The organism is Acidovorax sp. DW039 (genome assembly GCF_037101375.1).
In the GTDB taxonomy this organism is placed as follows: Bacteria; Pseudomonadota; Gammaproteobacteria; order Burkholderiales; family Burkholderiaceae_C; genus Acidovorax.
In genome coordinates this window covers 1031672-1055492 of sequence record NZ_AP029019.1, presented here as the reverse complement: position 1 = coordinate 1055492, position 23821 = coordinate 1031672, and the positions used below count along the sequence as shown (strand labels likewise).

20 protein-coding genes are annotated in these 23821 nt (G+C 62.1%); 9 read left to right on the top strand and 11 right to left on the bottom strand.

What is annotated here, in order from left to right:
- Positions 1-2 precede the first annotated feature (2 nt).
- From cyaY to AACH87_RS04710, 4 genes are all read right to left on the bottom strand, one after another.
- On the bottom strand, positions 3-335 hold the full coding sequence (cyaY, locus tag AACH87_RS04725) for an iron donor protein CyaY (protein ID WP_338797597.1): 333 nt from the start codon (positions 333-335) through the stop codon (positions 3-5).
- Positions 336-665: 330 nt separating this feature from the next.
- Positions 666-2000: a c-type cytochrome biogenesis protein CcsB gene (gene ccsB, locus AACH87_RS04720; RefSeq protein ID WP_338797596.1), complete on the bottom strand. Its 1335-nt coding sequence runs from the start codon at positions 1998-2000 to the stop codon at positions 666-668.
- Positions 1997-4147, bottom strand: coding sequence for a cytochrome c biogenesis protein ResB (locus tag AACH87_RS04715; RefSeq protein WP_338797595.1), 2151 nt, complete (start codon positions 4145-4147; stop codon positions 1997-1999). The genes ccsB and AACH87_RS04715 overlap by 4 nt, the downstream gene beginning before the upstream one ends.
- A 127-nt stretch (positions 4148-4274) precedes the next feature.
- Positions 4275-4904, bottom strand: coding sequence for a c-type cytochrome (locus tag AACH87_RS04710; RefSeq protein ID WP_338797594.1), 630 nt, complete (start codon positions 4902-4904; stop codon positions 4275-4277).
- 72 nt (positions 4905-4976) lie between these two features.
- Here AACH87_RS04710 and yihA point away from each other — a divergent pair, with 72 nt between their 5' ends.
- Positions 4977-5735, top strand: coding sequence for a ribosome biogenesis GTP-binding protein YihA/YsxC (gene yihA, locus AACH87_RS04705; RefSeq protein ID WP_338797593.1), 759 nt, complete (start codon positions 4977-4979; stop codon positions 5733-5735).
- A 47-nt stretch (positions 5736-5782) separates the two neighbouring features.
- Positions 5783-6691 carry an alpha/beta fold hydrolase gene (locus AACH87_RS04700; RefSeq protein WP_338797592.1) on the top strand — a complete coding sequence of 303 codons (909 nt, stop codon included), beginning with the start codon at positions 5783-5785 and terminating at the stop codon, positions 6689-6691.
- 152 nt (positions 6692-6843) lie between these two features.
- Here the strand turns inward: AACH87_RS04700 and AACH87_RS04695 are convergent, their stop codons facing one another.
- On the bottom strand, positions 6844-7713 hold the full coding sequence (locus AACH87_RS04695) for a lipid A biosynthesis acyltransferase (protein ID WP_338797591.1): 870 nt from the start codon (positions 7711-7713) through the stop codon (positions 6844-6846).
- Positions 7710-8561: a lysophospholipid acyltransferase family protein gene (locus tag AACH87_RS04690; protein WP_338797590.1), complete on the bottom strand. Its 852-nt coding sequence runs from the start codon at positions 8559-8561 to the stop codon at positions 7710-7712. The genes AACH87_RS04695 and AACH87_RS04690 overlap by 4 nt, the downstream gene beginning before the upstream one ends.
- Positions 8562-8691: 130 nt before the next feature.
- Here AACH87_RS04690 and metK point away from each other — a divergent pair, with 130 nt between their 5' ends.
- The 3 genes from metK (at position 8692) to AACH87_RS04675 (ending at position 10941) form a co-directional block, all read left to right on the top strand.
- Positions 8692-9873, top strand: coding sequence for a methionine adenosyltransferase (gene metK, locus AACH87_RS04685; RefSeq protein ID WP_338797589.1), 1182 nt, complete (start codon positions 8692-8694; stop codon positions 9871-9873).
- A gap of 397 nt (positions 9874-10270) precedes the next feature.
- Positions 10271-10456 (top strand): DUF1328 domain-containing protein, encoded by a 186-nt coding sequence (locus tag AACH87_RS04680; RefSeq protein ID WP_338797588.1) that lies wholly within the window; start codon positions 10271-10273, stop codon positions 10454-10456.
- Positions 10457-10470: 14 nt separating this feature from the next.
- On the top strand, positions 10471-10941 hold the full coding sequence (locus AACH87_RS04675) for a hemerythrin domain-containing protein (RefSeq protein WP_338797587.1): 471 nt from the start codon (positions 10471-10473) through the stop codon (positions 10939-10941).
- A 10-nt stretch (positions 10942-10951) separates the two neighbouring features.
- Here the strand turns inward: AACH87_RS04675 and AACH87_RS04670 are convergent, their stop codons facing one another.
- Both AACH87_RS04670 and AACH87_RS04665 read right to left on the bottom strand, forming a co-directional pair.
- On the bottom strand, positions 10952-12223 hold the full coding sequence (locus AACH87_RS04670; protein ID WP_338797586.1) for a diguanylate cyclase: 1272 nt from the start codon (positions 12221-12223) through the stop codon (positions 10952-10954).
- 227 nt (positions 12224-12450) lie between these two features.
- Positions 12451-13122 carry an NUDIX hydrolase gene (locus AACH87_RS04665; RefSeq protein WP_338797585.1) on the bottom strand — a complete coding sequence of 224 codons (672 nt, stop codon included), beginning with the start codon at positions 13120-13122 and terminating at the stop codon, positions 12451-12453.
- A 154-nt stretch (positions 13123-13276) separates the two neighbouring features.
- Between AACH87_RS04665 and AACH87_RS04660 the strand changes: the two genes are divergently transcribed.
- From AACH87_RS04660 to AACH87_RS04645, 4 genes are all read left to right on the top strand, one after another.
- Positions 13277-14134 carry a cysteine hydrolase gene (locus tag AACH87_RS04660; RefSeq protein WP_338797584.1) on the top strand — a complete coding sequence of 286 codons (858 nt, stop codon included), beginning with the start codon at positions 13277-13279 and terminating at the stop codon, positions 14132-14134.
- 46 nt (positions 14135-14180) lie between these two features.
- Positions 14181-15374 (top strand): nicotinate phosphoribosyltransferase, encoded by a 1194-nt coding sequence (gene pncB / locus AACH87_RS04655; RefSeq protein WP_338797582.1) that lies wholly within the window; start codon positions 14181-14183, stop codon positions 15372-15374.
- A gap of 2 nt (positions 15375-15376) precedes the next feature.
- The gene (locus tag AACH87_RS04650) at positions 15377-17077 is read left to right on the top strand and encodes an NAD+ synthase (RefSeq protein ID WP_338797581.1); all 1701 of its coding nucleotides are present in this window, start codon (positions 15377-15379) and stop codon (positions 17075-17077) included.
- Between the two features lie 244 nt (positions 17078-17321).
- The gene (locus AACH87_RS04645) at positions 17322-18371 is read left to right on the top strand and encodes a bifunctional nicotinamide-nucleotide adenylyltransferase/Nudix hydroxylase (protein WP_338797580.1); all 1050 of its coding nucleotides are present in this window, start codon (positions 17322-17324) and stop codon (positions 18369-18371) included.
- A gap of 32 nt (positions 18372-18403) precedes the next feature.
- Here AACH87_RS04645 and AACH87_RS04640 read toward each other — a convergent pair whose 3' ends face one another.
- From AACH87_RS04640 to AACH87_RS04630, 3 genes are all read right to left on the bottom strand, one after another.
- Positions 18404-19927: a methyl-accepting chemotaxis protein gene (locus AACH87_RS04640; protein WP_338797579.1), complete on the bottom strand. Its 1524-nt coding sequence runs from the start codon at positions 19925-19927 to the stop codon at positions 18404-18406.
- A gap of 184 nt (positions 19928-20111) precedes the next feature.
- Positions 20112-22163 (bottom strand): EAL domain-containing protein, encoded by a 2052-nt coding sequence (locus AACH87_RS04635; RefSeq protein ID WP_338797578.1) that lies wholly within the window; start codon positions 22161-22163, stop codon positions 20112-20114.
- A gap of 387 nt (positions 22164-22550) precedes the next feature.
- Positions 22551-23810 (bottom strand): Zn-dependent hydrolase, encoded by a 1260-nt coding sequence (locus AACH87_RS04630; RefSeq protein WP_338797577.1) that lies wholly within the window; start codon positions 23808-23810, stop codon positions 22551-22553.
- Positions 23811-23821 lie beyond the last annotated feature (11 nt).

Genomic DNA, 23821 nt, shown 5'->3' with positions numbered 1-23821 from the left:
GCCTACCCTTGGAACTGGATTGCTGCGCCGGATTGGGCTGATGCTTCGCGCGTAAGACACTGGTAGAACTCGCCAGCGCCCTTGGTGTCTTGCCAGCCAGCGACTTCATCAAAGCGAAAGTGGTATCCGCCGGACTTCGCCGCCATCCAGACCTCATGCAAAGGCTTCTGCAGATTAATGACGATCTGGCTGCGGTTGGAAAAAACCAGGGTCACCATGCCACCTGAACGCTGATTATCAATATCAACATCCGTAGTTTCATTGAGCGTGTCACACGTTTGCTCCACGGCTCGCAGCAGTTTCTCGGCCCTGTCCATGAATTCAAGGTCAGTCATTACAATTCCATGATGTTGAAAACCGTCCAAATTCTATTCAGAGCGCATGTCCTCGCAGCTTGTGCGGTGGTTGTCACCGGGTGCGGTCAACGCGGCCCACTTTATTTACCGACCACGCCTGAAGCCCAGCAAAGAGCAACGTTGCCAGAGACATTGACACCCAAAGCCTCTGACAGCGAAAAAGCCACCAAGTAATTGCTGTCTGAGCAAAGTAGCGCTGCCCCTGGCGGCAGCACAAGCGTCTCAGCGTTATCCCAAAGTTGTTGAGCAGGGGGCAAAACCAAATTTCAGATAAAAGGCCCCGCTCGCCAAGACAACGAAGACTGGGCCTCACAGCGTGCCGTAGCTGTGCAGACCGCTCAGAAACATATTCACGCCCAGAAACGCGAAGGTGGTCACCACCAATCCCACCAAAGCCCACCAGGCCGAAACGGTACCGCGCAAACCTTTCATCAACCGCATGTGCAACCAAGCTGCGTAGTTGAGCCACACAATCAAAGCCCAGGTTTCCTTGGGATCCCAGCTCCAGTAGCCACCCCACGCTTCAGCAGCCCACAGGGCCCCCAGCACGGTGGCGATGGTGAAGAAGGCAAAGCCCACCGCGATGGATTTGTACATCACATCGTCCAGTACCTCAAAAGCGGGAAGTCTCTCGGCAATGCGCTTGCGGCCCCACAAGATGCTAGCGACGATGAAAGCCGACACGCCGAAGTAAATCATCCAGTAGCTGCTACCGCCTTCGGTGGCGTTTTGCCTGAACACGATAGGCTCGAAACAGAGCACCACCCCGAGCAGCCAGAGGGGAGCCAGCTTGTACCAGCGGGTTTCAGTTGCCTGCTGCTTGATCAGGTATGCAAACGCAACCATGGCCGCAAGAGCAAAGGTTCCATATCCGATGAAGTTGGCTGGCACATGCAGCTTCATCCACCAGCTTTTGAGCGCTGGCACCAAGGGTTGAATTTCGTGCGCCTCACGCACCACCGTGTACCAGAGCAGAAAGCCCACTGCCGCACTGACGACCAGCATGACAAAAGCGCCCAGCGAACGAGTCTCGTACTGGGCTTCGTAGTACAGGTAGAACACCGCCGTCATCCAGCAAAACATGACGAATACTTCGTACAGATTGCTGACGGGGATATGGCCAATGTCCGGACCAATCAGGTAGCTTTCATACCAGCGCACCATGGTTCCGATCAGGGCCATAGCGACGGCCACCCACGCGATGCGTGAACCCATCATGCTCAGCGCCTGCCCCTCGCCCCGCGAAAACATCCCCAGCCAGTAGAAGACCGTGCTCATGAAGAACAACATGCTCATCCACAGAATGGAGGACTGACTGGACAGGAAATACTTGAGCCCAAAGACCGTGTCGGCTCGCGCCAGGTTGCCCGCCCCATCTTGCTGGTAGAGGCCAATTGCTAGTAAAGCCACCGCAGCCACAACCATCATCAACACACGCAGCGGACGCCAGAACCAGCCCAGCCAAATGGCACAAGGCACGGCACCGATCAGGATGCCTTTTTCATACACATCCATGAATGCGCCGTACCGCTGGAGCGCATAAAGCCCTCCCAGCACCGTGACGGCGGCAAAGAGCCAGTCCAGCCAGTTACGGCGCGAAAAGTAACCCTCATTGAGAGTGATCGTGGTGGTAGCTGTGTTCATGCGTGGCCTGCTGAAGGAGAAGCGCCGATCAGTTTTTGGGCAAGTTGGGCAAACTCTTTGTCGCCATCCATGGTTTTACGATTCGCGGAGAGCGCCAGCAGCGCCTGGCAGCCCCCATCACGAGGCGATAGCCAGACCCACACCCTCCGTTCGCGGATGTAGAGCATGGCAAAAACCCCCAGAATCAGCAACAGACACCCCAGGTAGACAATGTTTTTCCCCGGAGCGCGCGCGACCTGGAACACGCTGGCCTGCACCTGGGTAAAGTCCTTCAACTCAAAAGCGATGGGGGCGGGATAAGCCACGGCATCACTGAGAGACAACACGGCTTGGGTCATGAATGCGCGTGTACGGTCATCCTGCTCCATGGTCTTGAGGCCTGCAGCCTCCCTCGTCAGTTGGGCCAGTTCGAACAGGGTTCCATTGAGGATACGGACCAGTACCTCGCCAGCACGCGATCTTTCTGCCTCGGGAACATTGGCTTCCATAAAGTCTGAGATGGCCTGCAGCCCGCCTGCAGGCCTTCCCTCGACCGGAGGTACAGCACCAGCAAATACTGCCAGCGCCCGAGATGCGGACTGGGAGAGCTGCTCGGCCAGTTCAGGGCGCGATGGCTCAATGGCCATGGCCACATAGCGGCGCACAGCCTTCTCCCTCAGGGCCGCATCCGCCAAAGCAGCACGCATGCGGACAAACCCTTCCATGCTGCCCTGGTCGTCCGCAGGCACACGCAAATAGCGGAAAGGCTCAGATGGCGATTCGCGCACACCAAGCAGAAAGACCGGCACGCCCTCTCCCGTGTCCACAGGCAACATGTAGTTGTGATATTCGCGCGCCTGCCCTGCTGCATCACGCAGCTTGTAACTCACACTGGGGCCCACATTGCGCAACTCCTTCTTGGTCACGGTCTTGTTGGCCGCTCCCAGACGAGACTCCACCGACTCCCGCAGATCCACCTTGCGCACATCGACACCAGAGCTGCCCTGCCCTCCCCCGACAAAATTCTCGACATTGATGGTTCGCAGCGCTGTGAACTCCAGCGTCATCGTATCGCTGCCAGGGGCCCCGCCCTTGTTGGTAAGTTCAGTAGAACCGCCCACCACACCTTCCACATCAAAGGGCCTGGCACCTGCCACCATGGGCACGGCACGCAGCTTCAGCCGTGAGCCTCCATCATCAAAACTGGACTGGTAGATCTCGATCCCTTTGTAGCTTGCAGGGTGGTTCACCTCTACACGGGCCGGGATCTTCTCTCCCGTCTCCTTGTCGTGAATCACGATCTCGCTGGCAAACAGCTTGGGCATGCCGGTGGAGTAGTGCTCCACGATGAACTTTTGCAGCTCAATGGCAAAGGGCAGTTCTTGCAGCAACACACCGTCGGACTGGCTGAGAATGGCCGTGCTCGACTGCGTCCCCTCAGCCACCAGCAAGTTGCCACGGAAGGTGGGGTTGCGCTCGGACAGGCGGTGCTCAGGCTTCACGTCAGCAATCAATCCTCCACCGGCGTAGGGCGTCTTGCCTCCCAGCAGCATCTGAGCCCGGACGATGAGGTCGCCGTCCAGCAGGCCTCCCACGCAAATCAGCACGATGGCGCTATGGGCTGCGATATAGCCAATCTTGTTGGCTGCCCCCGCCTTGGCGGCGACCATCCAGCCCGCGCCGGATGATGTCTCACGCTGCTGCAAACGCACTTTCCACCCTGCTTTGGCCAACATGCCGCCGATGCGGCGGGCCTCGGCCTCGGTGCTTTCACCCAGCGTCGCCTCGGCTTTGTGGTGAAAGGCGCGCAGGCTTTGTTCTCTGACGTTTTCTTTGAAAGACTTGATGTCGCTCAAATATTTGGGGGTATTGCGCGCAATGCACAGCGACGTGCTCACCACCAAAAACGCCAGGATGAGCAGAAACCACCAGGCGCTGTAAACAGCGTTGAGCTGCAGCGCACCGAACAGCTCGGCCCAGAAGGGGCCAAACTGGTTGACGTAATTGACCGCAGGTTCATGCTGCTTGAGCACCGTGCCAATCACAGATGCGATGCAGATCACCGTCAGCAAGGCAATCGCAAAGCGCATGGAAGACAGCAGCTCAACCCCTGCGCGGAGCGCTCGGGAGCCAGACTGGACGCGAACGCCTTGGGTGGTTTCAGACATGAAGAGGTGAGGGAAGGCGAAAGAAAAAGGGCGGGGCCATCGGTTGGATGGACCCGCCCTTTTTTGGGTTTGTTTATTGGCGGTTGGTTCCGTGCGGCACCGGTTCAGTACCGCGGCTCACACACGCTCAGCGCAAGCCAGCGATGTAGTCAGCCACCGCCTTGATTTCCTTGTCGTTCAGCTTGGCGGCCACCTGGGTCATCTGTGTGCTGTTGGCGCGTGTGCCGTCGCGGAAGGTGTTGAGCTGCGCGACCGTGTAATCGGCATGTTGACCCGACAGTCGGGGGTACTGTGCAGGAATACCTGCACCGTTGGGGCTATGGCAACCGGCACAGGCGGCAATGTTGCGGTCTGGAACACCGCCGCGGTAGATGCGCTCGCCCAGTGACACCAAGTCCTTGTCCTTGGCGAATCCGGCCTTGGCAGGCTTGGACGCAACCCAGTAGGCAATGTTTTTCATGTCCTCGTCAGACAGCATGGAGGCAAAGCCCTTCATGACTGCGTTGTTGCGCTTGCCAGACTTGAACTCCTGCAGTTGCTTGACCAGGTACTCAGGATGCTGCTGCGCAAGCTTGGGATTGGCGGCGATGGCAGAGTTGCCATCGGCACCATGGCACGCTGCGCACACGGCTGTAAAGCTGGCCTCGCCCTTGACGAGATCTGGTTTGGCTGCCTTGGGTGCATCACCCGCAGCAAAGGCCGAGAAAACAGGTGCTGCCAGCACGGCAGCCGTCAACAGGGGGGCAAGCAGCTTCATATCGAGGGTGTATGTTTATGTGCCAAAAGCGTGACGATTCTACAATGAGGCTCCAGAGCAGCCCAACTTTCCATGACTACCCCACCTCCCGCGCCAGTTGACGGCGCCCCCGCTCCTGTGCCAGACGCAAAAACGGCCATGGGCTGGATGCACACCGCACGCTTCCTCACCACGGCGGCCCAGTTGCACCACCTTCCCCCCATCGATGTGCCGGAAATCGCCTTTGTGGGACGCTCCAATGCAGGCAAATCTACCTGCATCAACACCCTTACACAGCAAAAACAGCTGGCATTTGCCTCCAAGAAGCCTGGGCGTACACAGCACATCAACCTGTTCTCACTGGGAAAGCAGGGCGTGACGGACGCTGTGCTTGCCGACCTGCCGGGCTACGGCTACGCGGCGGTGTCGCGGTCGGACAAAGTGCGCTGGCAACAGGTCATGGTGAACTATCTGGTCAGCCGCACCAGCCTCACAGGCATTGTTTTGCTGTGCGATCCCCGACTCGGGTTGACGGAGCTGGACGAGGCCCTGCTCGAAGTCGTTCGTCCCCGCGTGGAAGAGGGCCTGAAGTTCCTCATCCTGCTGACCAAGGCAGACAAGCTGACCCGGTCGGAGCAGGCTAAGGTCCTGTCCATTACGCGACTGCAGGCGGGCGGGGGTGAGGTGAAGATGTTTTCTGCCCTCAAAAAGCAGGGGGTTGATGACGTAGCTCAACTGTTGTGGCAATGGTCCCATCCAGCGCAGCCGCTGGCAGCGCCCAATGCACCTTCAGCAGACCCAGAGCCTACGGTTGCCGCCCCTGAAACAACCTCAGAGCAAAATAGCCTCTAGCGCTTACAAATCGGGCGCAAGAAGCTATTAAATTCATAGCAAGCGCCATGATTCAACAACGCACCATCGCCCTGCCTCACGGTATTTCACTGGTCTGCCGGGAAGCCGGTATTCCTGGTCGACCAACCCTGCTGTTCCTGCACGGGTTTCCCGAGGGTGCCTTCATCTGGGATGAGCTGTTGCTGCACTTTTCGCGACCAGAAAACGGCGGCTACTACTGCGTTGCGCCGTACTTGCGCGGGTTCGGAGACTCCAGCAGCCCAGCCGCTACGGACGCCTACCGGGCCAAGCATCTGGTGCAGGACATCATTGCGCTGATCTCCACCATTTGCCCATCCGGGGCTGTGGAATGCCTGGTGGCGCACGACTGGGGCGGCGCTGTGGCCTGGAATCTGGCCAACCAGCAGCCCCAATGGCTCAAGCGGCTGGCCATCATCAACTCGCCCCATCCAGGGGCCTTCCTGCGCGAGTTGCAAAGCAACCCTGCTCAGCAGGCAGCCAGCCAATACATGCACTTTTTGTGCAGAGCTGATGCAGAAGCACTGCTGTCAGACCATCAGTTCGAGCGGCTGTTCGGCTTCTTCCACACGCCCGCTGGCCTGCCCCCCGGCTGGCTGACTGACACAGTGCGATCACAGTACAAGGCCCTGTGGAGCAAAGGCCTCACAGGTGCATGCAACTACTACCGGGCCAGTCCTCTGCGCCCACCCCGCGAGGGCGACCGCGCCGCGCTGGACCTGGAGCTGCCCCCTTCCATGCTGCAAGTGGATATGCCCACGATGGTGCTATGGGGCATGGACGACCCGGCCCTGTTGCCAGGCTTGCTTCATGGCCTGCCGGACTGGGTGCATCGCCTGCACTTGCGACAGGTGGAGCACGCATCCCACTGGATTGTTCACGAGCAGCCCGAACGTGTCGCTACCGAGCTAAGGCACTTTTTGCTATTAAATTGGTAGCGTGTTGCGCTTTTCCCACGCTCCAAAACCCTGATTTTGGTCAAACTTCCGGCAAAAATGTTTCAGGGTCGGCAGCGTTCAGCACGGCTTACTTGGACTGGACCCGACAAGGCCAAGGCGGGGCCAACGCCAAGGGGCGGAAGCCGTCGCGTTTATCCGTACACCGAAGGCTGCCCTTCAGGACGTGTCTTGAAGCGCTTGTGCACCCAGTAATACTGGCCAGGCATGGTGTTGATGTAGCCCTCCAGTTCCCGGTTCATGCGGGCCGTGTCGGCCAGCACGTCGTCTGTGGGGTAGTTGTCCCAGGCGGGTGTCAGCTCGGCCACATAGCCTTCAGGGGTCAGCCGGGTGTACATGCCAATCACCTTGGCACGCCCCAGCCGCGCAAAACGAGACAGCGAAGGCACCGTGGCTGCCTGCACGCCATAAAAGGGCACAAAGACCGATTCGCCCGCACCAAAATCCATATCGGGCAGCAGATACAGCAAGCCGCCCTTGCGCAGGTTGGAAATGATGGGCTTCACGCCATCGGCCCGATTGAGCATGCGCACATCGCCAAACCGCTGGCGGCCTTGCATGAACCATGCATCGATGGCCGGATCCGGATGGGTGGAGAAAATGGAGGTGAAGGCGCGCGTGGTACGCAAGGGCAACACCAGCCCGCCAGCGTCCATGCCGTAGAAGTGGGGCGCAAAGATGATGGTGGGCTCGTCGCCTTCAAGCTCATGCACCGCGCCCTGCAGCTTGACGCGGCGCTCCACCACCTCGCGCGGCGCAGACCACAGCCAGCTGCGGTCCAGCCAGGTCTGGCAGAACACCACAAAGCTCTCCCGCGCCCACTGCAGGCGCTGGGCCTCAGAGGCTTGCGGAAAGCACAACTCCAGGTTACGCAACGTGATCCTGCGGCGCGGCGCGGCCAGCACGAACAGCAAGCGCCCCAAGCCATACCCCAGGCCCCGCAACACCGGTAGCGGCAGGTGCGCAAGCATGCCCATGAACCACACGCCAAAGCGGCTCATCATGCATTCCCTTCGGTTGCCGGACCATCGGCCCGAGGCTGCTTGTAGCGGCCATAACCCCACAGGTACTGGCCGGGGCACTGCCGAATCACATGTTCCATGGCTTCGTTGATTTGCCGCACGGCAGTCTCCAGATCGGTCGAAAGCGGTTGCGGCAGAGGCTCCGCATACATCACAAATCCACGGCCTGCGCTCTCACGCTCACAGCGCACCAGCAGCACCGTGGCCCCCGTCTGCAAGGCCAGGCGCGCAGCCAGCGTCATGGTGTAGGCGTCTTTGCCAAACACGGGCGACCACATGCCCAGCCCTTCAGGCGGCACCTGGTCGGGCAGCAGGCCCACAGCCTCGCCACGGCGCAGGGCTTTGATCATCTGCCGCACACCCGCCAGCGTGGTAGGCACGGCCTGCATGCCCGGGCGGTTGCGCGCTGTCTCCATCACCTTGGCCAGCCAGGCCTGGCGGGCAGGCCGGTAGAGCACTGTGATGGGCCCGCGCTGCTGGCTCCAGCGCTGGGCCACCGCTTGCGCAGACATCTCAAAGCAACCCAGATGCGGCGTCAGGAAGATGATGCCGCGCCCCGCCTCCCAGGCAGCCTCCACACACGGCTCATTCACCACACGCACGGGCACAGGCGCACCCAGCCACAGCCGGGGCAGCTCGGCCACCATGCGCCCGGCATGGCCGACTGCAGCGCGCACCTGGGCAAAGGAATAACCGGCCAAGGCTGCATTGGCCAGAAAGCGCCTGCGATAGATACCCGAGGCAGCAAATGCCACCCAGCCCAATACAAACCCCAGGGCATGCAGCAGCCACAAAGGAAATCGGGAAAAGAAACGGAAGACGACTGGCATTAAAATAGATGTGTCGCTGAGTTAAATGAGCAACTTGCAGGGCGACGTGAAAAAAATCTGCTAAAGCGTTCGCCAAAGCTCCAAGGCTGCGGGCGACGCCCAAAATGCCGGAACACAGGAGTTTATTCAAATGGCGAACGACTTTCTCTTTACCTCGGAATCCGTCTCTGAAGGCCACCCCGACAAGGTGGCAGACCAGATCTCTGACGCGATCCTGGACGCAATCTTCGAACAAGACCCCAAGAGCCGTGTGGCCGCTGAGACGCTGACCAACACCGGCCTCGTCGTGCTGGCGGGTGAGATCACCACCAACGCCCACGTCGACTACATCCAGGTCGCGCGCGACACCATCAAGCGCATCGGCTACGACAACACCGAATACGGCATCGACTACAAGGGCTGCGCGGTGCTGGTGGCCTACGACAAGCAATCCAACGACATCGCCCAGGGCGTGGACCACGCCTCCGATGACCACCTGAACATCGGTGCAGGCGACCAAGGCCTGATGTTTGGCTACGCCTGCGACGAAACGCCCGAGCTGATGCCTGCGCCCATCTACTACGCCCACCGCGTGGTCGAGCGCCAGGCCCAGTTGCGCAAGGACGGCCGCCTGCCCTTCCTGCGCCCTGATGCCAAGAGCCAGATCACGATGCGCTATGTGGACGGCAAGCCCCACAGCATCGACACCGTGGTGCTCTCCACCCAGCACAGCCCCGACCAGTCGGAAACAGCCACCAAGATGAAGGCCAGCTTCTACGAGGCCTGCATCGAGGAAATCATCAAGCCCGTGCTGCCCAAGGAATGGCTGCAGGACACCAAGTACCTGATCAACCCCACAGGCCGCTTCGTCATCGGCGGCCCGCAAGGCGACTGCGGTCTGACTGGCCGCAAGATCATCGTGGACACCTACGGCGGTGCCTGCCCCCACGGTGGCGGCGCCTTCAGCGGCAAGGACCCCAGCAAGGTGGACCGCTCGGCCGCCTACGCTGCCCGTTACGTGGCCAAGAACATCGTGGCCGCTGGCCTGGCGCGCCAGTGCCAGATTCAGGTGGCGTACGCGATTGGCGTGGCCCGCCCGATGAACATCACTGTGTACACCGAAGGCACCGGTGTGATCCCCGACGCAGAGATCGCCAAGCTGGTGGAAGCCCACTTTGACCTGCGCCCCAAGGGCATCATCCAGATGCTGGACCTGCTGCGCCCCATCTACAGCAAGACCGCCGCCTACGGCCACTTCGGCCGCGAAGAGCCCGAGTTCACTTGGGAAAAGACAGACAAGGCAGCGGCGCTGCGCGCTGCTGCGGGCCTGTAAAGGCCCCGAGCGAAGCGAGCTTGGCTGGCTTTCGGCGCAGGCTCATATCGGCAACGCCGATGTGAAGGGTCGCAAGGCCCGTGCCGCAGCCAACGCACGGACAAGGCAGCGGCACTGCGTGCTGCTGCAGGGCTGTAAGCCCGCCGCGCTGACAGCGCGGTATCGGTCTTGGGGCGGAGTTCATATCGCGCCAGCGATGTGAACGCGGACCAAAAACAGACACCACACATAAGGGCCCCAAGGGGCCCTTTTGCATTGCCGCGCCAAAAGACCCCTTCCTATGCTCGCCCTCCTACATCAGGTCTGCTTCCATCCCTACGCACCCATAGCGCCCCGCTGCTTATCGTTTGCACACCAAGGGCCGCACGGTGCGGACCCGATCACGGAGGAGACCCCCATGCTCAAGTACGCCATCCTGTTTGCCATCGTTTCCCTGATTGCGGGGGCCATGGGATTCACCGGTGTCGCTTCCGGTGCGGCCGGTATCGCCAAGATTCTGTTTGTGCTCTTCCTCGCACTGGCTGTGGTGTTTGTCATTCTGGCAGTCAAAGGTGCCAGCGCCGTGCGCAACAGTCTCAAGTAAGGGAGGCCCTCGCCTTGAACATCTTTGAAGCCCTGCGCCAAAGCCACGAGTTGCAAAGAAGCTTGAGCGCCCGACTGCTGGAGACCCGTGGTGACACCCCCGAGCGGCACGATCTGTTTGCCGCGCTCAAGCAAGAGCTGGCCGTTCACGCGCTGGCGGAAGACCGGCACTTCTACATTCCGCTCATGCAGCACGATGAGGGCATGGACCTCTCCCGCCACGCCATCGCAGAGCACCACCAGATTGACGAGTTGGTGGAGGAACTGGAAGCTACAGAAGCATCCAGCCCAGCCTGGTTACCCTTGGCCCGAAAGCTCACACACAAGGTGGAGCACCATCTGAAAGAAGAAGAACACCGCTTCTTCCAGATGGCGGGCAAGCTGCTGAGTGAGGATCAGAAGACAGCGCTGGCAAATGCCTACATCACTGAATACGCATCTGCCAAAGCGAACTGGGGCGAGCTGCATACCGCCCCGGCGCACTGACCAACCTGCTTTAGATAGGCAGGGTAGGCTGCGGGCCTGAAGCCCCTGGCTCTGCCGCCTGCACCACGCGGTTGCGGCCCTGTGACTTGGCCATGTACAAGGCCTCATCCGCCCGCTTGATCAGGGCATGGCTGTCTTCGCGGTGGTCCCAGGTGGCCACGCCAAAGCTGGCGCTGACATGGCCCACAGCGTCGAACGGCGTGCCAGCAATGCGTGCGCGCACGGCCTCGGCAATGGCCATGGCGGCATCCAGCGGGGTCTCCTTGAGCAGGATGATGAACTCCTCCCCGCCAAACCGTGCAGCGCAGTCTGAGGAGCGCAGCAGCTCCCGCACCCGCAGGGCCGTGCTCTTGAGAACGACGTCACCCGAGTCATGACCAAAGGTGTCGTTGATGCGCTTGAAGAAGTCGATATCGAAGATCACCACCGACAGGCTGCTGTTCTTGACCCGGATGGCAGCCATCTCGGTCTCCAGCCGCTCAAAGAAGCGGCGGCGGTTGACCAGATCCGTGAGGAAGTCTTTGGTCGCCAGGTCTTCCAGCTTGCTGTTGAGCCGCGCCATGGGCTCAATCACCAGCGAAGACAGCGACAGGTTCAGCCCCACAAACAACAGCACAAAGCTGCCCACCAAGGCACCCATCACGTTGTAGAAGGTCTGGCGGGCCTTCTCCAGTGGATAGAACATGGGCACCTTCACCACCTGCACCCCTACGGTTTCGTTCATGGCCCAGCCAAAGCCGTTCTTTTCACCGTAAATCTTGAGCATGGTGGGCGGAGCCACCGCCGGCGAGCTATGGCAAGCCATGCACTGGGGCTGCTTGATGGTGATGGGCCGCGCCACGTACAGGGCGCGGTGCATGCCCTCGCCCACCTCACCGGTTACCTCCTGCTTGAGGTCGAGCTTGCCGTCACGGAAGTCATGAATGACACGCTCCTCCCACTCGTTGGCTCGGTCGCGCGCGTTGGTGGGGTTGAGCACGGCCTCTTTGTATTCGTAGCCCGGAAACCGCGTCTGCAAGCGCTTGAGGGTTTCGGTGGCTGCATAGGCGGGCACCGTCTGCGGCAGGAACTGGTCTGCCAGCTTTTCGTCGAGATGGGGCTTGACCAGTTCGGTGGTGTAGTCCCGGATGGCCATGGCCGAATGCATCATCAGCTGCGAGTTGTGGCGCACTTCCTCCAGTGCAGCCTTCTGCAGAAAACCATGCACGTAATACCCGGCCCCCACAGCCGCCAGCAACAGCACGACGGCCAGTACCAGGTTGAATTTGAGCCTTATCGACATCCACGCTCCTGCATCGCAGCCCCCAGGCCGCAACATATTCAATGATGGGTACGCAGCCGCAGCACCATGACAGCAGCGCGTTTTGGTGACGGAAGCGCAGGCTCACTCGCAATGGCCGAGCCTGTTCATGGCAATCCGTGGGCGCGTTTGTGCCAGATTCGTTTTGGCAAGTCCACCAAAATTCTGCAAACACCCCGCCACCTGCGGGTCACACAGAGGCAGGCTGTTCAGAGACCGCGAAGGCTTGTAGACAAACTGCAACGAAAAGCCGGTTTGAGTCGGTACATCTGCGCAGGCCGGTGCGCTGCACCGGTTTGCATGGCCCCAGGCATAGGCTCCAGCATGCCCAGCTCTTCCATCTTGCGGCGAAAGCTCACCTTGTTCAGCGGCTCGCCCAGCACCGCTTCGTACACCGACTGCAGCTGGGGCAGCGTGAACGGCTCGGCACACAGATACACAGGCATGGACGAGTATTGGCTCTTGTTGCGCACCCGGGTCACCGCCGCCTCCACCATCGCCCGGTGGTCAAAGGGCAAGGGAGGCAAGGCAGACACAGGCACCAGTTCCAGCGCTCCACCTTCCAGCAAAGCCGCAGGCACCAGAGCGCAATACGCCACGGCCAGCGACCAGCCACGGGGGTCGCGCACGGGGCCGGAGAAGGTGGCAAGCTGCTCCAGATAAGGGCTTTGCAGACCCGACTTCTCGCGCAGCACGCGCGCAGCGCTGGCCTGGGTGTCTGCATCCTCCTGCGCGTGGATATACCCGCCCGGAAGCGCCAGCGCCCCGGCAAACGGGGCTTTGTCGCGGCGCAGCAGCGCTGCGTGCAACGTGTCCTGCACCAGCGTGAGCAGGACCACGTCCACAGTACAGATCACAGCGGGGTTGGCAGCGGGAGTCATAAGCCTAAGTTTGTCACAAACTTAAACAAACTGGCTGCTGCGTTGTTGGAATCAATGGACCAAATCCTTCTTTCCATACAAACACTTGCAACTTAGTTAGTTTATTTTTTGTACTAACTACCTTACACTGGCGTCAACCAATCAGGAGAAGACCATGCCCCGCAACATCCAGCTGCTGGTGATTGACCCTCAAAACGACTTTTGCGATCTGCCTGCCGCATGGCAGCCCATGGATACGCTCACTGGCCAGCGCACCGCCCCCAGCCTGCCTGTGCCCGGCGCCCATGCCGACATGCAGCGGCTGGCCCGGTTCATTCGCCAGCAAGGCCACCAGCTCGACGCCATCACCGTCACGCTGGACTCGCACCAGCGCTTGGACATCGCCCACCCCGGCTTCTGGCAGACCGGCGCGGGGGCTGATGTGGTGCCCTTCACCCCCATCACCGCCGCCCAGGTGCGTGCGGGCGACTTCACGCCGCGCGACCCCGCCGCCCTGCCGCGCACGCTGCAATACCTCGACGCGCTGGAAGCCCAGGGCCGCTACACCCTGATGGTGTGGCCCGTGCACTGCGAAGTAGGCAGCTGGGGCCACGGCGTGCATGCCGATGTGCTGGCCGCCTGCGGCGATTGGCAACTGCAGCGCCAGCGTGCGGTGCGCAATGTGTTCAAAGGCACCAACCCCTGGACGGAGCACTACAGCGCCATCGAGGCCGAAGTGCCCGATGCCGATGACGACAGCACAGCACTGAACACCGCCCTGCTGCAGTCACTGGGCCAGGCCGATGTGCTGCTGATTGCGGGCGAGGCCAGCAGTCACTGCGTGCGATCGACCACCGAGCACATCGTGCAGCACCTGCCCCGCCTGCAGCCGCTCTGGCAGGCCAGCCGCATCGTGCTGCTGACCGATGGCATGAGCCCCGTGGGTGGGTTCGAGGCGCAGCACCAGGCGTTTCTAGAAGGCATGCGCGCTGCGGGCGCACAGCTTTCAAACATGAATCAAATCAGCCTCTAGCGCTTATGCAACAAGCGCAAGCAGCTATTAATAAGTGAGCATCACCATGCAACCCGTCATCACCAGCCTGCTCGACACCGACCTCTACAAGTTCACCATGTGGCAGGCGCTGCTGCACCGCCACCCGCAAACGCAAAGCGAATACCGCTTTGTGTGCCGCAACACACCCGCCTACCCGCTGGCCGAGCTGCTGCCCGAGGTGAATGCCGCGCTGGACCACCTGTGCACGCTGCGCTTCACACAGGACGAACTGGCCTACGTGGCCAGCCTGCGCTACATCAAAAGCGACTTTGTGGACTTTCTGCGCATCTTCCAGTTCCAGCGCAGCTTCATCCGCGCCTGGGCCGAAGGCGAGCAGTTGCACATCGTGGCGCAGGGGCCGCAGGTGCATGTGATGGGCTTTGAGATTTTTGTGCTGGCCATCGTCAACGAGTTGTACTTTCGCCGCTTTGACGTGGCCCAGGCCCTCACCAGCGGCCGCGAACGCTTGGCGGCCAAGGTGCAGCAACTACAGGCCCTGGCCCAGCAGGCCACGCTGCGGCATCCGTTCGAGTTGTTCGACTTTGGCCTGCGCCGCCGCTACAGCGGGGCCTGGCAGCGCGAGGTGGTGCAGACCTTTGCCACACAGGCGCCGCAGTGGTTCAAAGGCACCAGCAACGTGCTGCTGGCGCGCGACCTGAATCTCGTGCCCATAGGCACCATGGCGCACGAATACCTGCAAAGCTACCAGGCCCTGGGCGTGCGCCTGCGCGACTTTCAAAAAGCCGCGCTCGAAGACTGGGTGCAGGAATACCGCGGCGACCTGGGCATTGCGCTGACCGACACCGTGGGCATGGACGCCTTCCTGGCCGACTTTGACCTGTACTTTGCCAAGCTGTTCGACGGCCTGCGGCACGACTCGGGCGACCCCGTGGCCTGGGGCGAAAAGGCCCTGGCGCACTACGCCAAGCTGCGCATTGATGCGCACACCAAGCGGCTGGTGTTCTCTGACGGGCTCAACCTGGAGCGCGCCCTGATGCTCTACCGCCACTTTGGCGACCGCACGCAGCTGGGTTTTGGCATTGGCACCCATCTCACCAACGACATGGGTGCGGACCACAAGCCCCTGAACATCGTGATGAAGCTCGTGCGCGCCAACGGGCAGCCGGTGGCGAAGCTGTCGGACACGCCCGGCAAGACGCTGTGTGACGATGAGACTTACTTGGCCTATCTGCGCCAGGTTTTCCAAGTAAAGGACTGACCATGCTGCGCATCACCCTTGCCCAACTCAACCTCACCGTCGGCGACATCGAAGGCAATGTCGCCCGCATGGTGGCTGCCGCGCAGCAAGCGGCCCGCGAGCAGGCCGACCTCATAGTGTTCAGCGAACTGTCCCTGTGCGGCTACTACCCCGGCGACCTGCTGGAAGAATCGGCCTTTCTGCAGCGCATTGACGCGGGCATGGCCGCGCTGCAACAGGCCTCTGCCGCCCTGCCGCAATTGCACTGGGTGGTGGGCGCCCCCACACCCACGCAAGGCCCGGGCAAAAAGCTGCACAACAGCCTGCTGGTGCTGCAAGGCGGCGCCGTGCGCCTGCAGTACGCCAAGCAGTTGCTGCCCACGTACAACATCTTTGACGAACGCCGCCACTTTGAGCCCGGCCCCGACGTAGCCAAGGTGCTGCGCATCGGCAACGCACAGGTGGGCCTGCTGGTGTGTGAGGACGGCTGGAACGACCACGGCGCCGACTACGCCACCAACCCGTTCGAGCGCCTGCGCGACGCCGCGCCGGACCTGGTGGTGAGCATCAACGCCAGCCCCAGCCACCTGGGCAAGCGTGAGCAGCGCCACCAGATTTTTGCCGGAGCCTCGCGCCGCCACGGCCTGCCCGTGCTGTATGTGAACCAGGTGGGTGGGCACGACCAGCTGGTGTACGACGGCGCTTCATTTGCCGCAGAGCCCGATGCGGGCGTGGTGTTTGAGGCCGCCCGGTTTGTGGAGGATGTGCGCACCCTGCAGTTTGACAACGGCCACTTCCGCACCGCTGATGGCGCAGCGCCAGCCCCCGTGCCCGCCGAAGGCATCCCCACCATGGAGTTTTACCGCCAGCAGATCGTGCTGGGCCTCAAGGACTACGCCCGGCGCTGCGGCTTCACGCAGGTGGTGGTGGGCAGCTCGGGCGGCATCGACAGTGCACTCACGCTGGCGCTGGCCGCACAAGCCCTGGGCCCGGACAACGTGGTGGGCGTGACCATGCCCTCGCGCTACTCCAGCAGTGGCTCGGTCGATGATTCCGCCCAGCTCTGCCAGAACTTGGGCGTGCGATTGCACACGCACCCGATTGCCGAGCTGGTGGCAGGCTACGCACAGCAGTTTGAGGCCAGCTTTGGCCAGCCGCTGGCGGGCCTGCCGCTCGAAAACCTGCAGGCCCGCATTCGCGGCACGGTGCTGATGGAATACTCCAACGCCTTCGGCCACCTGCTGCTCACCACGGGCAACAAGAGCGAGATTGCGGTGGGCTACTGCACGCTGTATGGCGACACCAACGGCGGGCTGGGCCTGATTGGCGATTTGTACAAGACCGAGGTGTTTGCCCTGTCGCGCCACGTCAACGCCCACGCCGGGCGCGAGCTGATTCCGCAGGCCATCATCGACAAAGAACCCTCTGCCGAACTGGCCCCCGGCCAGCGCGATGTGGACAGCCTGCCGCCCTACCCGGTGCTGGACGAAGTGCTCAAGCTGGTGATTGAAGGCGAGCGCCTGTCTACCCCCGAACACGCAGCGGCGCGCGCCTTCGTGGCACAGCTGGAGAGCGACGAGGCCGGCCGCGCGCTGGTGCAACGCGTACGCAGCATGGTGGCCCGCAACGAATACAAGCGCCGCCAGGCCCCACCCATCGTGCGTGTGCGCCCAAGAGCCTTTGGCAGCGGGCGACAGATGCCGATAGCGGCACGGTATGTGTGACAACCCCCTGAGCCGCTTTGCGGCTTCCCCCTTCTCTCACGCTGCGCGTGGGAAGGGGGACGACGCCAGCGCGGCGGGGCGGCGCGGCCAGCTCAGGCCCTTGCGCGGCGTCCGCTGGTGGGGGCCGCGCCGGTACCCATCGGCGCGCCCCTTCCCTAAAGGCAATCACTACTAAAATCGTAGCTACCCGCGCTTGATAGATAAGCGCTAGAGCCTAAAAATACCCATAAAGCACTGGAGACCCATGCACGACACCGCCCTTCTCATTGGCCGTTTTGAACCCGTGCACAGCGGTCACATCGCCCTGCTGCAAGAGGCGCTGCGTCAGGCACCGCAGGTCATCGTCGTGGTCGGATCTGCGTGGCAGGCCCGTTCGCCCAAGAACCCCTTCACCTGGCAAGAGCGCGAAGCCATGCTGTTGCAGGCCTTGCCCGAAGCCGACCGTGCACGCGTGCAGGTGATGCCCGTGCGCGACTACTACAACGAAGCCGTGTGGGTGCAGGCCGTGCGCGCAGGCGTGGCCGAGCGCACGCAGGCTGGGGCACGCATCGCGCTGGTGGGCCACTTCAAGGACGCCACCAGCAGCTACCTGCGCGCCTTCCCCGGCTGGTCCCTCATTGATCTGCCGCGCCAGGGCAGCATGGACGCCACCACCATCCGCGACGCCTACTTTGGCGCCACGCCCGACACCGTGACCACCGCCCTGGCGCCGCTGGCCGCAGAGATCCCGGCCAGCACCTTGGCTGCGCTGCAGGCCTTTGCCCACACCGCCCACTACCCCGCGCTGCAGCAAGAGTGGCGCATGCTGCGCGGCTACCGCGAAGCCTGGGCCAAGGCCCCCTACCCGCCGGTGTTCGTCACCGTGGATGCAGTGCTGCGCTGCCAAAACCATGTGCTGCTCATCCGACGCGCTCATGCCCCTGGCAAGGGCCAGTTGGCCGTGCCCGGCGGCTTTATCGAGCAGCGCGAAACCGTGTGGCAATCCTGCCTGCGCGAGTTGGTGGAAGAAACCCACTGCCATCTGCCCGAAGCCGCCATGCGCGCCGCGCTGCAGTCTGTGGCCGTGTTCGACCACCCCGACCGCAGCCAGCGTGGCCGCACGCTGACGCATGCACACTACTTTGATCTGGGGAATGCACCCTTCCCCGTGGTGCAGGCCGATGACGATGCGGCGCTGGTGCAGTGGACACGTATCGACCAGCTGGCGGGCATGGAGGAGGAATTCTTTGAAGACCACTTCCACATGCTGGACCACTTTTTGAAACTGACGCCCGCGCTTGCATCAGCGCGGTAGCAAAGGGCGAGGCTGGGGAAAGGAGACCCAGCTCACGCCACTCTGAACTTGCTCACCACCTGAGACAACGCCACAGCCTGCTGGCTCAATGACTGTGCTGCGGCCAGGGCCTCTTCCACCAGCGCGGCGTTCTGCTGCGTGCCCTGGTCCATTTGCGTGACTGCCTGGTTCACTTGGGCAATGCCTGCACTTTGTTCGCTGCTGGCGGCACTGATCTGCGCCACCATGGCCGTCACGCTCTTGACGCCATTGACCACTTCGCCCATGGTGGTGCCTGCGCGCTCCACCAGCTGCGTGCCCACGCCGACCTTGGCCACGGAGTCATCGATCAGTGCCTTGATCTCCTTGGCGGCCTCTGCACTGCGCTGTGCCAGGCCACGCACTTCGCTCGCCACCACCGCAAAGCCCCGCCCTTGCTCACCGGCCCGCGCAGCTTCCACCGCAGCGTTCAAGGCCAGGATATTGGTCTGGAAGGCAATGCCGTCAATCACGCTGATGATGTCCACAATCTTGCGGGAAGACTGCTCGATGGAGTCCATCGTGCCCACCACTTCGTGCACGACCTCACCGCCCCGCACGGCCATGTCTGAAGCGGCGCGTGCCAGCTCATCGGCCTGTCGGGCGTTGGCAGCGTTCTGCTGCACGGTGGATGTGAGCTGCTCCATGGAGGCGGCTGTCTGCTGCAAGGCGCTGGCTTGGGATTCGGTGCGGGCAGACAGATCGCTGTTGCCTGCTGCAATTTCAGCAGAAGCCGTCGTAATCGAATCGGTACTGTCGCGCACCTGGCCCACCAGATGCGCCAGGTTGTCGCGCATGGTGCGAATCGCATGAAGAATGCTGGTGCTATCGCCCGGCAAGGTCTGCACATCCACGGCCAGGTTGCCATCTGCAATCTGGCTGACCACCTCGGCGGCGTATTGCGGCTCGCCACCCAGCTGGTGGACCAAGGTGCGCAGCATCTGCCAGGCCATCATGGCAATCACCAGCATCAACACGGCGCCGATGGAAAGCAGAATGGCCGTGTTGCGCCAGAAGGCAGTTTCAATGTCATCCACATAGTCGCCGAAGCCGATGATCCAGTCCCAAGGTTCAAACTTGATCACGGCGTACAGCTTGTCGACAGGCTCCTTGGCCCCGGGCCGGGTGCCAGGCGCAGTGACGAAACCCACCGTGGTGCCCTGCAAGGAAGCGCGATAGCGCACACCCGCCTCTTTGCCGCCCTTTTCATCCACGATGCCAATGCGCTTGGGGTTGGGGTGAACGTAGTTCACATCGTCCGAGTAGCCGCGCACAAAGAAATACTTGTCCTTTTCCACAAAGCTGCCGATGGCGCTTTTGGCTTCCTGGAGGGCGGCATCGCGCGACAAGGCTCCGCTCTTTTCCTTGTCATACGCCTTCTGGGCTGCAGCGTGGGCCAGCACGACCAGGTTGGACAACTGCGCGCGTCGCTCAGCCATCATGGATCGGTACAACGTGGTGGCCGCCACGGCAGACAACACCACCAGCCCCAGCAGGGTGGCCGCGCAAAGCCAGAGAATTCGCGTTTTCAATTTCATGTTTGCGTGACCTCGATCAATATGCAGAAGTTACAACACGATACACGCAGAAATCGTCAACACATGGTAAGCACCCACACTCCGGCTGTTTTCGAAGGCCGAAATAAAACACTTTCCATCACCGAGGTCCGGCTGCGAGGCGAAAAGACTTTTTCAGCCAAGCAAGCCGCCTGTGAACAGGCCTTTATTGCACCTCTTGACGCAGCCAGGCCGTGAACTCATCCACCGGCAAGGGCCGCGAATACAGATAGCCCTGGTACTGGTCGATGCCGTGCTGGACGAGCCAGTCCAGCTGCTCCTGCGTCTCCACGCCTTCAGCCACGGCGGTGAGCTTCATCAGCTTGCAGATCTGCACGATCAGCGCAGCAAGGGAGCGGTTGGCGTCCGAGCCCTGGATGAAGGTCTTGTCGATCTTGAGGGTGTGGATGGGAAAGCGCTGCAGGTAAGCAAGGTTGGAATACCCGGTGCCAAAGTCGTCCAGCGCAATCGACAGCCCCATGGCCGTGATGGCCTTCACCAGCTCCAGTTGGCGCGGGTCGTGCCCCAGCAGCATGGATTCGGTGATTTCCACCTCCAGCCGCGAAGGGTCTGCACCGGCCTGCTGCAGGGCGCGCTGCAGGTCGTTCAGCAGTTCGGGGTGCATGAACTGGCGGGCCGAGAGATTGACTGACACCATCAGATCAAAACCCTGCGCCGCCCACGCCACCTGCTGCTGCGCCGCACGCGCAAACACCCACAACCCCAGTTGCCGGATCAGGCCAGTGCTCTCGCACAAGGGGATGAAATGCTCTGGCGACACCACGCCCAGGCGCGGGTGCTGCCAGCGCACCAGGGCTTCCACCGCCATGATGGTGTTGGTGGCGGCATCCACCCGCGGCTGGTAGAACACTTCAAACTGCTGGCGTTCCAGCGCGTGGCGCAACTCGGCTTCCAGCTCGGTGCGGCTGCGCACGGTCTGGGCCATCTGCTCGTCAAAAAAGGCCAGTGTGTCGCGCCCCCGCTCTTTGGCTGCGTACATGGCCAAGTCTGCGTTACGCAGCAGGATCTCGATGGTGTCCCCATCGCGCGGATACAAGGCTACGCCGATGCTGGGGGTGACGCGCACATCGGAATCGGCAACGCGAACCGGCGTGGACACGGCAAAAGAAATGCGTTCGTGCAGGGCGGCCAGATCGTCCCGGATGTTGGGCGACATGACCAGCACCAGAAACTCGTCACCACCCCAACGGGCCACCACATCGTTGCCATGCTTGGCGTGGCGCAGGCGCTGGGCCATGGTCACCAGCAACTGGTCGCCCGCGGCGTGGCCCAGTGTGTCGTTCACATCCTTGAAGTGGTCCAGATCAATGAACAGCAGGGCCACCTCCTGCCCCTGGGCCTGAGCTTGCGACACCGCCCATGAGAACCGCTGCATGAAATGCGTGCGGTTGGGCAAGCCGGTCAGGGCATCGTGCAAGGCCTGGAAGTTGGCGCGCTCCTCGGTGCGCTTGATGGCGCTGATGTCGGCCTCGCTCACCAGCAGTGCGTCCTGGCCAGTGACAGCATCACGGCACTGGCGGGCCGAAAGCTCGTGCCAGCGGCGGCCTGCCGGGGTGGCCACCGACAAGGTAAGGGTGCCCACGCCACGCTCTTGCAGGCTGGAGCACAGCTGCGCATAGGCTGCTGCATCTCCCACTCGCTCTTCCAGGCGCTCATCGGGGTTGCAGACTGCCGCACGGGCTGCGGGGTTGCGATAGAGAGCGTGCCCATCCTGGCCGTACAGGGTGATCATGACTGCGGTGTGCAGCAGCGCCTCGACCGAGCGCAGGGATGCCGGAGCCACACTGCCCACGGGCTCGGCCTCGCACAGCATGCACATGCGCCCATCCGGCAAGCGGTGGCCACTGAAGCGCACGTTGAGCGACACCGGCACCCCGGCGGGGTACACCGTCCACTGCTCGTTGAACTGGGCGCCCTTGGCGATGAAATCGCTTTGGTACTGGACCAAGCGCTGCGCTACGGAATCGGACATGTCTCGGCCCATGTCCCGCGTGCAAAGCTCCTGCAAGGTCAGCGCATTCCACACCGACAGCGCAGCGGCATTGGCCCAATACACCCGCTTGTGGTCAATATCAAAAACCCACACGGGGCGAGAGATCCAGTCGAGCGCGGCATAGCGGCGCGTGCGCTCTGCCAGGTTGTCCAGCTCTGCGACGTCAGATACTGGCTCTGACTGGGCGGGAAGAGGAAACGACATCCCGAGCGCCTTCATGCCAGCCCGCCAGGCAGGTGGGCAAAGACAAAGACACCTGGCAAGGCAGACAGACAGAGCAGACGGGGCATGGAGAAAACGCGGGGAAAAACAGGCGGGAGAGGAATGAACCTGGTTACAGGCTCTTACATACTCTCATAAGTCGCGGATTTTTCCATGCACTTTTTGACCACCACAGAGGACCACTACCTACGCAGTCCTGGTGATCAAGGCGGCCACCTTCAGCCCCTCGCGACGGGCAAGAAAGTGAACAACATGTCAATTCGCACGGTGTGGGCTAAGTCTGCGCACGCACCCAGAGATAAAAGCAGCGCTTGCGCCCGTCTGTAAAGCGCAAGCAGCTATCAAAAGCAGAGCAAACTCAGACGACGCTCAAGCAGCGCCCGCACGCTCCAGCATCGCATGCAGCAGCACGTTGCACCCGGCGGTGATGTGCTCGGGGCTGGCATCCTCGATCTCGTTGTGGCTGATGCCGTCCTTGCAGGGGATGAAGATCATGCCGCTGGGCGCAAGCTTGGCCATGTACACAGCGTCGTGCCCCGCGCCCGACACAGCAGGCATGTGGCTGTAGCCCAGCTTGGCAGCCGCCCGGCCCACTGCCTCTACGCATTCAGCATGGAACTGCTGCGCAGGGTAGCTGGAGACCAGATCAATCTGCACCTGCACGCCGTGCTCCTTGGCCACCTGGTCGGCAAAGGCTTTGACCTCGGCGGCCATCTGGTCCACCAGCGCGTCGGTGCTGTTGCGCAGGTCAATGCTGAACTTGACCCGGCCCGGAATCACATTGCGGCTGTTGGGGAACACCTGCACCATGCCCACGGTGCCCCGGCCGTGCGGCGGGTGGCGGTGGGCGGCTGCCACCACGTCTTGCATGATGCGCGTGGCGGCCAGCATCGCGTCCTTGCGCAGCCCCATGGGCGTGGGGCCTGCGTGGGCTTCCATGCCGATCACGGTGCAGTCAAACCAGCGGATGCCGAGCACGCCTTCCACCACGCCAATGGTCTTGTCGTTGTCCTCCAGCACCGGGCCTTGCTCGATGTGGGTCTCAAAGTAGGCGCCGATGGGGTGGTCACCGGGCTCCTGGTCGCCGATGTAGCCGATGCGCTCCAGCTCGCCCTTCACCGTCTTGCCTTCGGTGTCGGTGGCGGCATAAGCGTGCTCCAGCGTGAAGGCTTTGGCAAACACGCCCGAGCCCATCATCACGGGCACAAAGCGCGATCCTTCTTCGTTGGTCCAGAACGCCACCTCAATGGGCGCTTCCGTTTCGATGCCATGGTCGTTGAGCGTGCGCACCACCTCGATGCCCGCGAGCACGCCGTAGTTGCCGTCAAACTTGCCGCCCGTGGGCTGGGTGTCGATGTGGCTGCCCGTCATGATGGGCGGCAGGCTGTTGTTGCGGCCGGGGCGGCGCATGAAGGCGTTGCCGATCTTGTCGATGGTGACGCTCATACCCGCTTCGCGGGCCCAGCCCAAAACGAGATCGCGGCCCTGCTTGTCCAGGTCCGTGAGCGTCAGGCGGCACACGCCCCCCTTGGGGGTGCCGCCGATTTGCGCCAGCTCCATGAGCGAATCCCACAGGCGCTGGCCGTTGATGCGCAGGTTCTCGATGTTGGGTTTGACTTGGGTGTCCATAGTGTTCTCCG